The sequence below is a fragment of the Mesorhizobium sp. dw_380 genome (genome assembly GCF_018588885.1).
Classification (GTDB): Bacteria; Pseudomonadota; Alphaproteobacteria; order Rhizobiales; family Rhizobiaceae; genus Mesorhizobium.
In genome coordinates, this window is the sequence record NZ_JAFFIW010000010.1 from 186,969 (window position 1) to 199,279 (window position 12,311).

13 protein-coding genes are annotated in these 12,311 nt (G+C 60.4%); 8 read left to right on the forward strand and 5 right to left on the reverse strand.

From position 1 onward, the window contains the following. Nucleotides 1–89: 89 nt before the first annotated feature. A complete protein-coding gene (gene traA, locus JT360_RS13350) occupies nt 90–3,086 on the reverse strand; it encodes a Ti-type conjugative transfer relaxase TraA (RefSeq protein WP_214472074.1) in 2,997 nt (998 codons plus the stop codon). Between the two features lie 160 nt (nt 3,087–3,246). Here traA and JT360_RS13355 point away from each other — a divergent pair, with 160 nt between their 5' ends. The 4 genes from JT360_RS13355 to JT360_RS13370 all read left to right on the forward strand — a co-directional run bounded on the left by JT360_RS13355 (nt 3,247) and on the right by JT360_RS13370 (nt 4,904). Next, nucleotides 3,247–3,585: a conjugal transfer protein TraD gene (locus JT360_RS13355; RefSeq protein ID WP_250888782.1), complete on the forward strand. Its 339-nt coding sequence runs from the start codon at nt 3,247–3,249 to the stop codon at nt 3,583–3,585. A 1-nt stretch (nt 3,586) separates the two neighbouring features. Then, on the forward strand, nt 3,587–3,835 hold the full coding sequence (locus JT360_RS13360; protein WP_214472091.1) for a conjugal transfer protein TraD: 249 nt from the start codon (nt 3,587–3,589) through the stop codon (nt 3,833–3,835). Between the two features lie 284 nt (nt 3,836–4,119). Next, nucleotides 4,120–4,377, forward strand: a complete 258-nt coding sequence (locus JT360_RS13365; protein WP_214472075.1) for a hypothetical protein — start codon at nt 4,120–4,122, stop codon at nt 4,375–4,377. After that, nucleotides 4,374–4,904, forward strand: a complete 531-nt coding sequence (locus tag JT360_RS13370) for a Ros/MucR family transcriptional regulator (protein WP_214472076.1) — start codon at nt 4,374–4,376, stop codon at nt 4,902–4,904. The genes JT360_RS13365 and JT360_RS13370 overlap by 4 nt, the downstream gene beginning before the upstream one ends. An 84-nt stretch (nt 4,905–4,988) precedes the next feature. Here JT360_RS13370 and JT360_RS13375 read toward each other — a convergent pair whose 3' ends face one another. Beyond that, nucleotides 4,989–5,174: a DUF736 family protein gene (locus JT360_RS13375; RefSeq protein ID WP_352127326.1), complete on the reverse strand. Its 186-nt coding sequence runs from the start codon at nt 5,172–5,174 to the stop codon at nt 4,989–4,991. Nucleotides 5,175–6,440: 1,266 nt separating this feature from the next. Here JT360_RS13375 and JT360_RS13380 point away from each other — a divergent pair. Together JT360_RS13380 and JT360_RS13385 are read left to right on the forward strand one after the other, a co-directional pair. Next, nucleotides 6,441–6,650, forward strand: coding sequence for a hypothetical protein (locus JT360_RS13380; RefSeq protein ID WP_214472078.1), 210 nt, complete (start codon nt 6,441–6,443; stop codon nt 6,648–6,650). 15 nt (nt 6,651–6,665) lie between these two features. Beyond that, nucleotides 6,666–6,926, forward strand: coding sequence for a hypothetical protein (locus tag JT360_RS13385; RefSeq protein ID WP_214472079.1), 261 nt, complete (start codon nt 6,666–6,668; stop codon nt 6,924–6,926). A gap of 1,061 nt (nt 6,927–7,987) precedes the next feature. Here JT360_RS13385 and JT360_RS13390 read toward each other — a convergent pair. Continuing rightward, a complete protein-coding gene (locus JT360_RS13390) occupies nt 7,988–8,806 on the reverse strand; it encodes an SIR2 family NAD-dependent protein deacylase (protein WP_214472080.1) in 819 nt (272 codons plus the stop codon). A 62-nt stretch (nt 8,807–8,868) separates the two neighbouring features. On the opposite strand from JT360_RS13390, the gene JT360_RS13395 reads away from it, so the two are divergent. Continuing rightward, nucleotides 8,869–9,615 carry an isocitrate lyase/PEP mutase family protein gene (locus JT360_RS13395; RefSeq protein ID WP_250888796.1) on the forward strand — a complete coding sequence of 249 codons (747 nt, stop codon included), beginning with the start codon at nt 8,869–8,871 and terminating at the stop codon, nt 9,613–9,615. Between the two features lie 299 nt (nt 9,616–9,914). On the opposite strand, the gene JT360_RS13400 is transcribed toward JT360_RS13395, so the two are convergent. Next, on the reverse strand, nt 9,915–10,442 hold the full coding sequence (locus JT360_RS13400; protein WP_214472082.1) for a YciE/YciF ferroxidase family protein: 528 nt from the start codon (nt 10,440–10,442) through the stop codon (nt 9,915–9,917). Between the two features lie 956 nt (nt 10,443–11,398). Here JT360_RS13400 and JT360_RS13405 point away from each other — a divergent pair. Continuing rightward, complete coding sequence (locus JT360_RS13405) at nt 11,399–11,698, forward strand: DUF1236 domain-containing protein (RefSeq protein WP_214472083.1); 300 nt, start codon at nt 11,399–11,401, stop codon at nt 11,696–11,698. A gap of 66 nt (nt 11,699–11,764) precedes the next feature. On the opposite strand, the gene JT360_RS13410 is transcribed toward JT360_RS13405, so the two are convergent. After that, nucleotides 11,765–11,941: a hypothetical protein gene (locus tag JT360_RS13410; protein WP_214472084.1), complete on the reverse strand. Its 177-nt coding sequence runs from the start codon at nt 11,939–11,941 to the stop codon at nt 11,765–11,767. Nucleotides 11,942–12,311: the final 370 nt, after the last annotated feature.

The following is a 12,311-nucleotide window of genomic DNA, read 5'->3' on the forward strand; positions in this document are numbered from 1 at the left end:
GATCAAGAGAGGACAGACATTTGCGAGCGCGCAAGAGGGTTTTCCGCGTCATCGTACCCCGGCATAGAGACGGCGGCAGATAGGACTGTCTAGAGTCCAATGCCCCGGCCCCGCCCGAGGTCGATGCCGTGGGTGAATGCGAGTTCCGCACCAAGGCGCCGACCAGAGTCGACGCTGATGCCAAGGTCGTGCTTGCGGTTGGCGAGGATGGATTCAAGCTGCGGATCGCGCTCGAGGCTTTTGGCCATGTCACCCATCGCCGATCGCGTGGCCTTGTAGCCGGACATGTCACCCGCCTGATACTGGTGCTGGCTGGTCCGGTCGAGTTTGTGCCAACGCTCCACGAAATGGTCTGCGCGGCGGCCCGGATCGTTGTCCAGTCCGGTGCGGATTTCAGTTTCAAGCTGGAGGGCGCGGATGGCGCGGTTGATCCGTCCGCCGGCGGCCTCGGCGACAAGTTCCGGGCTCTTGACATAAGCCGCCTCGGCATCGCGCCAGCCATGGGGCCGCACCTCGTCGAAGGCTTTTCGGGCGTCAGCCAATTCGCGCAACCGCATCGGGCTGGCCTTGTTTCCTGCGCCCTCGTCGCTGAATATCGCGTCCATGGCGCGGGCATGACGCACGAGCGCATCGGTTCGGGCTTTCCGCAACGCCGCTTGCCCGTCCTCGGCGATCTCTCTGGCGGGCGCTGCGGGTTCGAGGCGCACTTCCTCTCTTTCCGGCCTGCGCATGGCATCGAAGTCGGGCGCGCCATCTGCCGAAGGGCGCCGGCCGTCGAACATGTTGCGTAGCCTTTCAGGCACGACCTTGCGCACGATCTCTGCGACACGCTCGCGAAAAGTGATGCCGCGCCGCTCGGCATAGCTCTGCGCCGGGTCGACCTCCTTGTAATCCAACGCCATGTCCTTGGCGCGGTCCCGTGACAGAGTTCGGTCCAGTCGGTCCCGCGCACTGAAGTCGTCGCCGCCGTAATGCAGGTCCAGCCCATCTCTATGCCGCGACAGTGCGACGTAGCTGCCATGCGCATCCATGCCCGGCGTGGCAAGCACATGGGTCCGGTCTACGGTCATACCCTGCGCCTTGTGAATGGTCGCGGCATAGCCGTGGTCGATGTGCGCGTAGTCCTTCAGGTCGAAGTGTACCGACCTGCCGTCGTCGGTTTGAACCGTCATGCTCTGTGTGCTGACCTCCTCCACGAAGCCCAGCGTGCCGTTCTTGACGCCGAGCCCGCGCTCGTTGCGTAGGAACATGACCCGGTCGCCGCTGGCGAAGGTTCTTGGGCCGCGTTCGACAGTCACTTGCACTTCGTCGCCGAGATCGCCGGCAATGCGCATGCGCTCGCGCGCTGCCTGGTTCAGGGCGCGCACCTCGTCGTTTGTGTGGGTGAGGATGATCCGGCTTGCCTCTGGGTGCGCCTGCCTGTCGTGATCCCAGCGCTCGACGAGTTCAGCTCGCGCTTCGTCGCGCGTTGCAGCCTGATGCACCATGCCTTGTTCGTCATAGGCGCCGATCGCAGTGTCGATCCTGCCGCTCGCCAGATCGCGCGTGGCATCACGCTGCCAGTCCTCGCGCTGCCGGCGCACCTGGCCAATTTCGACGCCGCCATGACGCTCGTGGATAGAGCGGAATGCAGCGCCGGCTTCGATCGCCTGCAACTGCTGCGGGTCGCCGACAAGGACGACTTTCGCGCCAACGTCCGCCGCATGGGAAAGCACGCGCTCCAACTGGCGCGTGCCGACCATGCCGGCCTCATCGATCACCAGGACATCGCGGGCGGTGAGCAGACCCCTGCCCTGTCCCCAGCTATGCTCCATGCTGGCGATGGTGCGTGACGGGATGCCTGATCCGCCTTCCAGATTCTCGGCGGCAATGCCCGAGAGTGCCGCGCCTCGAACCTTATAGCCCGCTGCTGCCCATGCCTGGCGCGCAACGCCCAGCATGGCGCTCTTGCCGGTGCCGGCGAAGCCGACAACGACACCAAGACTTCGGCCATCGGTGATGTGCGCAAGCGCATCGGTCTGCTCACCTGACAGGACAAGACCGCGTTGCGCAGCCCGCGCCAGCGCTGCCTCACGATGCGCGTCACTCACCGCGTGTCGCTCGTCCAAATCGATACGCTCCGCCGCGAGGTGAAGGCGCTGTTCGGTCTCGATCATCTGCCTTGTGGTGAAACGGTCGTCGCCGCGCCGGTCCTTGCCGAGTTCGACCAGATCGGGTGCGTTGCTGATGGCTGCCACGAACTTGTTGAACTGCTCGACTCCGTCGCTGTGGCGATGCGCAAACTTCGCAATGTCTTTTCGGGTGAAGGTCGATTGCTGATGGGTGATGGCATCGAGCGCCAGGTTAGGATCGGCAATGATGCGCGCACCATTGTTGCGGGCGATCTGGCGATGCAGTTCGGCGCGATCTGCTTCAGTATCGCCGGCAGCAAGGCCACTGCCCTCGATGCGTTGGGCCGGTGCACCAATCTGGGTTTGCGGCTCCAATGAAATGCCCTGCGCTTCCAGACTGCGATGATCGATGCGGGCGTCGATGTCGAGTTCGGCCAGACGCTCATTGGCAAGCTCCGCCCATCGCTCGCGCCAGCGCTCGACCAGCTGGGTAGCATTCCAGTCGCGAACCTTTGGCCCAAAACCATTCTCGTCTAGGGACCGCATGGTGAGCATGACATGAGCATGCGGTTTTACACTGCCATCCTCGCCCCTGTCCCAATGCACATTGAGATCGGCGACCATGCCCTTGCTGACAAACTCGATTTGTACAAAGTCCCGCGCCAGTTCGATGCCTTGCGCCTGGGACAATTCACGCGGGAGCGCAAACTCGACTTCGCGGGCAAGCTGGGCATCCTTGCGTACCTCGAACGCCTCGATATCGTTCCACAGCCTCTCGCGGTCCCGCCAGGCCTCCGGCGCATGCTCCGGCAACATCACCTCGGAATGGACGACGCCGCGCTTGGCGGAGAAGTCATGAGTGCGTTCGATCCGTTCGTCGCGTAGTCGCGAAGCCGAACGGTAGGCCGCAGAAGCCAACGCGCTGCTGCCAGCCTTGCGGCCAATGACCTTGACGTGAAGATGATAGATCGCCATCGCGACGGGATCATTTGCACGTCAAAGCGTACGTCGGCACGACGTATAAGCGCGCCCTCCCTCGAAAAATTCTCGGGATGGACCAGCCCGTCCCGGGCTGTCTCGGCAACCCTGAAGCCTTCCGGCAGGTGCTCCCCTATCATCCTCCGATCGACAATCAATGGAGACAACCATGCGCAAACCACGAGACTTCGACACAGAACTGAAGGCGCTGGAAGACAAAGCGCGAGAACTCAAAACGCGAAAGGTGCAGCAACTTGGCGAGCTGGTGATCGCCACCGGCGCCGATCAACTGGGCACCGACGAACTGGCTGGTGCACTGGTCGCAATCGCCGAGACGAAAGACACCTCAAAGCGCGAGGCTTGGGCCAAGCGTGGGGTGACGTTTTTCGAAAGCAGGTCCCGGCGAACTGCTTCGGCATCTCAGCGCAACCCACGCGGCGCTTCGGCGCAACCGGGCGGCCCACAATCGCCGGCAAGCGGCAATGGCTCGCAATGACATGAGGACCTGGCAGGTCGAGCGTCGCAAGCGCACACGGCAGCTCATCGAACTTGGCGGTCTCGTCCTCAAGGCAGGCATTGTCGAGCTCACCAATGACGATCGCGCTACCATCTACGGCGCGCTCCTTTGGATCGCCGCCAAGCTGCAGAGCGATGAAGCCGAGCGTCCGCGAGACCTATGGGCCTCGAAGGGCAGGCAGGCGTTCGATGCTGAACGGCGTGAAGAGCGGATGGGCCGGCGAACCTAGCCACAGTTGGCGCGAACAGCGGCTGGCGCGAGCCCGAACAGCAGACTTCCGCCGGTGCGCCAGCGCCGACTCCGCAGTCAAGCGCATGCGCAGGAAGCTTTCGCGATCTTCGTCGCTACCGGCGACAATCTTATGTCGCGAGCCTTGATTCAGATGATGAAGGCGCAAGGCTTGAGTAGGCAAAGCCCGTCAAAGCAGGCGTTACCCGATGAGCAAATTTCAAATGCCAGATCGTGTTCCCCTCGAAACCTCCCACGCCCCGCGCATGCGATCATGCGCACTGCGTGTTGATACTCTATAGCCAGGCCAGCGGCATTGCTCTGCACAGCCGGAACTGGCGAAAAAGCGACGGAACGCTCCTCGCTTTAAATGAGATCGGCAAGGGCAATCCAGCCGATGGTACGACAGACGCGAAACTTACTCTTGTCATGTTGCGCAAGAGAGGTGGATTCTACGAAGAAACGTACTATTTGCGTCGTGGGCAGGGCAGAAAAATCAAACGTCGCTCAATTCATCCGATACAAAAAAGGGAAATTATATGACCACTGCTCTCGAGCAAGGCAACAAACTAGATACCGTGTCGATAACGGCTGACATTGTCGCGGCCTATGTATCGAACAATCCAGTACCGGTTGGCGAGTTGCCGAAACTGATCGGCGACATCCATGCCGCCCTGAATGGCATCGGCACGCCGGCGGTAGAACCTGTCGTAAAACAGGAGCCGGCAGTTTCGATCAAGAAATCGGTGACGCCCGACTTCATCATCTGTCTGGAAGACGGAAAGAAATTCAAATCGCTCAAGCGGCATCTCCAGCATTTTGGTCTGACCCCCGACCAATATCGGCAGAAGTGGAACCTGCCGTCCGACTATCCGATGGTCGCGCCGAACTACGCGGCCACCCGGTCGGCCCTGGCGAAATCAATTGGGCTCGGGCGCAAAGCGCCAGCGCCCACATCCGCCGCGGCAGAAAAACGGAAACCGGTCGCGCGTGCGGCGGCAGCGAGAACAACTGCGGCTGCAATCAAGTCGCCGGTGAAGAAGGTGCGCAAGACGACTGCCAAGGCTTGACCTGGGACATCTGACGAGAGGTCGGCACCGGGAGCTGAATATAACGAAGCCCCGTGTTTGCGGTGGGGCTTCGTGCTTGTTGGATTACTCTGCGGTGCGGCGTGACCAGATGAGCGAGAAGTCGCCCTCGGTGTCGGTCTCGACCAGACTCGCATAAGTCGGAACGGGACAGCTGGAATCATCGAGCTTGACGGAATGGTAGTCGCGGCCCTCGCGCAAGCTCGTCTTCCATGCCGCGCCCCGAACTCGGTGGCACCAGCAAGCCCGCATTGGGCCGGCCGCTACCGGCACAGTGAAGCCAGAACCTGGCAATCAGACGGCGTGCTACGTTCTTCCTCTTCTGTGGCTGACGGCCGTGGGTGCCTGCAGCACTTATTCGCAAGCGTGGGTCGCGCATTGAGCGAGTTGAAGGGGTGCCGCGGCACTTATGGAATCCGAGGGCGTCTATTGCATGCCGCACAAGTGAGTGCGCCGGGAGGGGGAGGCGAGCGAAGGCCCGTCTCACCTGAGGCGCCGGTAAGCCATGCTGTTGCAACAATGAAGTGTTATTCTATAATGACCAAAAAAAGATTTGCAAAATGAGCCATTATTGCAGTCATATGATCAAGAAATACTAACATCTACTGCTGAAAGTCCGTAATCTATCTTATGGAACCAACTTATCGTATTGTCGTAAATCGCTTTTGTGCATGCGCAGCTTCGCGGAATTTCTCGCTCTTTCCCCTTGGTCATGGCCACGACTTTCCTGGGCGATAGATGCCGCTCTCGTCGGTCATCCAGGGGCCTTCGCGAGCGATGTTGGCGCGGACGATCGGCATGACGCGGGCGGTATCGACAGGATCGGTTCGGGGCCGTGGACCCCCGTAACCTACTCCTCCAGCACGCCGGCGGGACACTCGATCTCCATAAGAACCACTTTCAGGGCCGCGCCTTCCGGTCACCGGAGCACCTGTCAGCTTTGACCGAGCTGAACCGCCTTGACGGAACGTCAGGCACATCTCAATGCTTGTGAGCGGCAGATGGTGCCCTCCATCGCCTGCCGAAGATCGGTCTCCGATCGGCCCGCGTTCTCCGCCAGAGGCGCGGGCTTCTTGCGACAGGCGAAGGTCTGGAAACACGTGCGACAAACACGAGAGGCTATCGGATGCCTAGCCTTGCCTGAACTTTCAGATCGAGACAAGCATGCGACCCCCTCGCTTCCAATCGAAGCTGCCGTCGCGCTGCACCAGGCCAGTACTCTGAATTTCGAAATCTCGAACCTGGTCGCCGCCGCGCCAGTCTCGATCCACTCCTTGCCGATAAGGTCGGCTCGCCTTTCAGGCTCCGCCACTGGGGCTGCTGGCGGTTGTTGGGCCGCCCGATAGGCTTGCCCGACATATCTTCGCAGTTCGGCGATCGCGGGCTCTGCCGCGGCGACGCAGGCATCGAGTTGTGGGTCGGGTGTGGAGGTCATGCATTCCCCCTCGCAGCAATCGGAACCAAAGCGGAAAATGATGGTTTGCTAATGGAAGGGATGACAATCGAGGACGCCGGGGAATGGTTGAACTCTTGAACTTGGAAATGGCGGTAGCCAGACAACGCGCGAAGCGCGCCGAACTCTCCCTCAAGCAGGCAGAGACAATGCTCAACGAAAACCACGGGGTTGCGATCAGCCTTGCGCTGTGCAGCCGCATACGGGCCGGGCAAGCGCGAGCGAAAGCTGCCAGAAGGCGGCTGCTGAAGATCGCATCGCCGAGCGCGCATTGAGGAGTCTAGGCTATTATGATGCTGTTCGAACCCCTGAACTCGGACGGTCACAAGCGCAGCGTGGTTTACCATGCAGCGCGGTTGTCGATGCTTCACGATCGAGTGCTGAAGCGGATGGACCGGGTTGATCACTTGGCCGACGAGGTTGAGCGTGCGGCCGCCGTGCTGGTTGATGTTACCCACGGCGATGCTGTTGAGGCTTTTCAGGACGCGGTTTTCAGCAATCCCTCGGCAGCTTTCCTTCACCTCGACGTGGGTCAGACACTCGGGCTATGACTCGCTCGCTCGGGCGGAGGAAGCGCTGTGGCTTATGAGGAAAAGGGCGGCGAGTGGTGGAAACGCAAGTGGGCCCTGTCGCTGTTCCGCGATGCCCGGAAGGGAGCCTTTGATCTTTCCGAGGCGACCATTTCCTGCCCGTGGCACCCGATCTCGGCCGGATCGTCAGCTTGGCCGAGAAAATCTGGGAGGTTTCGCTTGACCCGACCCTCGCCGTCCTCGACCAGATCAATTTTGGCGCGGCCCTACTTGATCATCGGTGCTGTTTGACGCGTTGCCACGAGCATGCGGATGCTCTGTTCGGCTCCGGCCTTGTGGTCCGCCACGGCGGCATCCACGCAGCGGGAGAGCGACCGCCGCCTGCAGCGGATGATCGAGGCTGCAGTCTCGAGCGCACCGGACGGAGTGTCTCTAGCCGAGCCGGAAGTCATCGCCCGCGGCGGATCGTTTTGGCTTCTTGCCGAGATCGTGCCGATGACTTCATTCGTGCGTGACTTGTTCAATGGCGGCGACTCTTTGCTTCACCGACCTTGTGAGGGAAAGGGCGCCATCGGAACGGTTGCTCGGTCAAACATTTCAACTCACGGCGGTCCGAAGCGTGACCCGGCCTCAAGCCTGAGCAGGCGGTGGAACCGATCGACGAGTGCCCGATTGGCGATTGGACGTGAAACCGCGCGAACCCAACTCCGGGCGATCCTCGCCAAAACCGGAACGCATCGCCAGGCCGAGCTCACGGCACCCTATCGCGCTTGCGCGTGCCCTCACGACCCTAAATGACGCCCTCACCCAATCGGTGAAGCGTGCAGTCGCCGATTCACGCTCGCATGCCCATGCTTGTCGATGAAATGCAGCGCATGGTGGCAAACACCGCGGTGGACGAATTCTTCATCAATCGTCGGATCGGAGCCTGAGCTCGCCTGACTGCTCCTGATGCCGCATAGCCGCACGCCTTCGGCCAGACTTCCATAAAGCAAATCTCCAGAAAGTTCCCCGGTTTCGGGACAAAGACATGCTTGCACCAAGCCTAAAAGCAGGTCGCGTGAGTTCTCTTTCACCGGAGCTCAACGCTGCGCGTCGACCATCTCGGCCAGCCGCCTCAGGAACCCGACCAGACCGGCTTCCGGGTCGTCATTGTCGCCTGACAGCACAGAAATACCCCAACGCCCCAGCACCGCCTCTTCGACAGGATCTCTGCTCGCCATGAAAATGAATGATGGGGGGCGATCCGCTTCGTAGCCCGATCGATTCCATGTCTGCCACAGCCGGTGCAACAGCAGCCTGATATTCATGTCCGACAGGCTGTATCCGACAAAGAGGATCGTGCTGCCCAAGGCATCCGAACGGAATCGCACGTCGAGCGGCGAATCGAAGGAGAGCCGATCGAGGTAATCGGTTTCCGTGAGGACCAGTGAGGAATCGTCATCGAAGTCGCCATGGAATTTCACGATGCATGCGACGTCGTGACGGGCCCTCGAGACATCCCTGGCATTGGCCACCTTCACGTATTCGCGGCCGTGTATCTCAAAGGCGACTTCGAGGTTGCGGTCGAAGTTGGTCGTGTAGATCACAGGAAAGTCCAGCGCGACGATGAGACGGTGCAATTCGGACTTTCGAATCTTGTCCTTGGTCACGGTCCAGTGCCTGTCCATCCAACTGCGCAAAGGTCCGATGCTGCCATGCTTGATTCGGTAATACTCGGCCAGGGTTTGGAAGCGATCGCGATGTATTGCGCCTTCCAGGCCGAGTTCACTGGCCATGCGCTCGATCAGCTTTTCCCATGAAGGAAGGCCGACGCTCATCGAAACACCAGCTCCGACAAAGAGCACCGCATTGCGCTCTCGCATCGCTTTTGCCAGTGGGATAATCGGGTCCTCGTTCATTGCCGAACTGACTGGGCTGCCGCGGGCGAAGTGTGGTGCATAGCTTCCGAACCTGGTCGCGGATGAAGTGTTCCCCGCTCAGTCGCGAGAATCTTGGAAGGAGCCGATACTCGTCGAATTTGCCTCTCCTTGTCGATGGCGATGATGGCTACGGCGACGTCAAGAATGTCACACGTACCGTGAGCGGCTACGAGTCGATCGGCGCTGCGGCTCTGTTTATTGAGGACCAGGACCCACCAAAGCGTTGTGGCCATATGGCCGGCAAGAAAGTGGTGCCGGTTAGTTCATGGAGGAAAAAATCAGAGCGGCCGTCGCCGCACGCGTCAATCCCGATTTCTTCCTTCTCGCCCGGACCGACGCGCTCGAACCCAACGGCATCGATGACGCCATCGACCGCGGTAATCTATCTGGAGGCAGGCGCCGACCGGGTGTATATTGAAGGCCCGACCAGCCTGAAGGAACTGAAGGCGGTGGGCCGCGCCTTCCGGCACGCGCCGTTGGCAACCAGCATTCTGGAGCGCGGTGGAAAGACGCCGTGGGTGTCGCCTCATGATCTGCACGACATGGGCTACGATATGATCCTTTATCCCACAACCGTTCTGTTCCGCGCGATCAAGGCCATGCAGCAGTCGTTGAATGATCTGCGCGAAGACAAACCGTTGGAGCCCGAAGCGAGCGTCGATCTCAAGGCGTTTGAAGACATTGTGTATATGTCTGAATGGGCCGGGATCGAGAACCGCTTCATGGGTTCCTCTCACAGCGAAGGCGGCGTGATCGGCAAGATCAAGCAGAGGCTGACAGGCGGCTGAGGGTTCCGGCTGCAAGCCCCTGCTCATGGTCGCAGATCCCGGTAGCATGGCCATCCGCGCTGCTGAGCCTTCCTTCGGAACCATCAAGTGGATGGTGGCAGGAGGGCGTTACCTCGTAAGACCTGCAAGGAAGGGACCCAGAGCCGAAAATGGGGCTATCGGCGCTCATGCTGCGCCCCATAACCACCAAGGCGGCTGGGCCTGAAACCAAGAGGCTCCGGTCGAACCGGAGCCTCCAAAGGTTTCCACACACCTGTCGAGCCGGGGCTTTTGTCACTTTGCGATATTCAGCGAGAAGTTTAAGCCGCCTGCTGTTCGGCGGCCCTGTCGTTCACGCCGCCCTCGCCGAGCGAGGTCAGTGCCTCGTCCGTTGCTTTCTCTTCTCGCAGCGTGGCTTTGAGAAGCTCGACGATATCGTCTCTGCCCAGCGAGTTCGCCCAGGCGATCAGCGTGCCGTAGCGGGCTATCTCGTAGTGTTCCACCGCCTGTGCCGCACCGACCAAGCCAGCATCCAGGGACGGCAACCCCTTGTATTCGTCGAGGATTTCGGCGCCCTCCTCGAGAATGCCGTCGATCGCAGGGCAGGTTTTGCCGCGCGCGGCGACACCTAGGATATCAAAGACTTCCTCCAGCCGTTCGACTTGGGCTTCAGTTTCGGTGCGGTGTTTTTCAAACGCCGCCGACACCTGCTGGTCGTCGGCGCTCCTAGCCATTTTGGGTAGCGCTTTCAGGATTTTCTTTTCTGCGTAGTAGATGTCTTTCAACCCATCAACGAGCATGCCCGTAAGGCCCTTGGCATTCGCGTTAGCTTTCTTGGTGTCTGCCATTTGGAAATTCTCCTGTTATTGAAACAGCCCGGATTGGGCGATCTCTCCAACTTGGCCGCGGCCTTCAGGTTCCACACAATAGCATCGGACGCCTTGTCCTTTTGTCTCAGCTGGGCTCGGCTCCAGCGGGCACCGACTGAGCACGATGATGGGCAGCAGCGGGCGGAGGGCGGTGATCGCAGCCGTCCAGCGCATCGCCAGCAACGGCACGGGCGACAGGCCCTGGAAGGTGCCGAGCGTGCTCGACTGAGCGCCCGCCGGCCTGATGCTCTTGGCTATGTTCCGGAAAGCAAGCGCTCTGGCAACCGAAGCGGACGTTTTGTTGTACCGACCAAAGTCCAATCGAGAAGCGCAAAGGTCCTAGCATCGAAACCAAACGCATTCCGACTTCATTGACTGGGTTACCGGCGAGCAAAGTCCCTTCATCGCCGGTTGATCAGGTGCCTGCCACCTCCTTGTGACGTGGCGGGCACCTGATTGTCGGGAGAGAAGCATGCAGTTCGGCGAGAACGTAGCGACCTCCTAACCGCTGCCCGTCTAGCGTGCGTGCTGGCAATCGCTTTGTTTCTCCTTGGCCGCCGCTTTGGCCTGAACCCAAAGTGCGGATGATCATCCTTCCGCCGCTCGATGCCGTGACCACGGCTTCAGTGAAGACCGGCACTCACCCGAATTTGCCGGAGACGTTTGATATCAAGCGGGCGCGGCCGAGACCCGAGCGGCATTAGCTCAGGCAGGCTTGAAGCACGCGCCAAGATAGCGCCATTTCGATAACAACCCGCCGCCGGAACCAGTGGGGTTTTGATTCGAAGCGGATTTCAGCCGGTCGGCGCAAATGCGCCGTGCTGGGCCGGGCATTGACAATTGCGACCAAAGCCCAGCCTCGGGAACACTTTTGCAGCTTTCCCAGTTTGGTTGATTGGCGCGGTCGTTCTGCGTCGATCTCATAGGAGGAAAACATGAGAATGCATCTTACCGGCGTCGCTGCGGTGTTTCTGCTCCTTGCAGGTATCGGCGCTGCCGCAGCCGAGGACGTCGTCATTGCGCCTGAGCAGGATACGGTCATCCGGGAATATGTGAAGAAGCAGCCCCTGGCATCGGTGAAGGTTCCTGGCGTGGAACTTAATGTCGGCACGGCCCTGCCCGACACGGTCGAGCTTCATGAAGTCCCCAACGTCAAATATCGCTACGCCGTGATCGACAACCGCACAGTTCTTGTGGACCCGGGCACCCGCAAGATTGTCAAGGTCAACGACTGAACCAGCCGCTCCGCCCGCCGCGATGCGGCGGCGGGCTGTCGAAACAGAACAATGCGAACCAGCAGTTTAGTCGAGCTGAGCGCGCAGCAGCTGCGAAAATAATCCGACGGAAATTAAGTCGCCGGTGAAGAAGGCGCTCCCTGAAATCCTGACTAACGCGATTTGCGCACGAATGACGACCACCGAAGCGATGCCCATCTCCGGAAAATACACATGCTCGATTGGCTTATATGCGACGTCCAAGTAGGCTCGGCGAACGCTGCGGAAGGAAAAGCTTTGGCCGGGCGCAGAAATGAGCGGGAAAGATCTGGCTCGGCCGAGGTCGCGCTAATTTCGGTTTTCGACACTCCGGCTGCTGAGAAGGCGGACAGTGGCCGCCCGCCTTCGACTTTTGGCCCTGGGGTTAGCTTCAACCACCCATCTTTGTGGCCATCAAGTAGAAATGTGCATGCGACTTGTTAAGCGTGGCATCGCCGCAGTCTTTCATCACCGCCTTCTGTTCATCGGGTTTGATCGCCGTGTTTTGCCAGGCGTTTCGTCGATGGCACGCTTGCCGCCTACACTGGTGAGCGATGGCCGGTAGGGCGGCGCCGGATCAAACTCAGCGAGCGTG

Coding starts and splice junctions, on each gene's coding strand:
- traA (WP_214472074.1), bottom strand. CDS start 3,086: ATGGCGATCTATCATCTTCACGTCAAGGTCATTGGCCGCAAGGCTGGC.
- JT360_RS13355 (WP_250888782.1), top strand. CDS start 3,247: ATGGAGACAACCATGCGCAAACCACGAGACTTCGACACAGAACTGAAG.
- JT360_RS13360 (WP_214472091.1), top strand. CDS start 3,587: ATGAGGACCTGGCAGGTCGAGCGTCGCAAGCGCACACGGCAGCTCATC.
- JT360_RS13370 (WP_214472076.1), top strand. CDS start 4,374: ATGACCACTGCTCTCGAGCAAGGCAACAAACTAGATACCGTGTCGATA.
- JT360_RS13375 (WP_352127326.1), bottom strand. CDS start 5,174: ATGCGGGCTTGCTGGTGCCACCGAGTTCGGGGCGCGGCATGGAAGACG.
- JT360_RS13380 (WP_214472078.1), top strand. CDS start 6,441: ATGGTTGAACTCTTGAACTTGGAAATGGCGGTAGCCAGACAACGCGCG.
- JT360_RS13385 (WP_214472079.1), top strand. CDS start 6,666: ATGATGCTGTTCGAACCCCTGAACTCGGACGGTCACAAGCGCAGCGTG.
- JT360_RS13390 (WP_214472080.1), bottom strand. CDS start 8,806: ATGAACGAGGACCCGATTATCCCACTGGCAAAAGCGATGCGAGAGCGC.
- JT360_RS13395 (WP_250888796.1), top strand. CDS start 8,869: ATGAAGTGTTCCCCGCTCAGTCGCGAGAATCTTGGAAGGAGCCGATAC.
- JT360_RS13400 (WP_214472082.1), bottom strand. CDS start 10,442: ATGGCAGACACCAAGAAAGCTAACGCGAATGCCAAGGGCCTTACGGGC.
- JT360_RS13405 (WP_214472083.1), top strand. CDS start 11,399: ATGAGAATGCATCTTACCGGCGTCGCTGCGGTGTTTCTGCTCCTTGCA.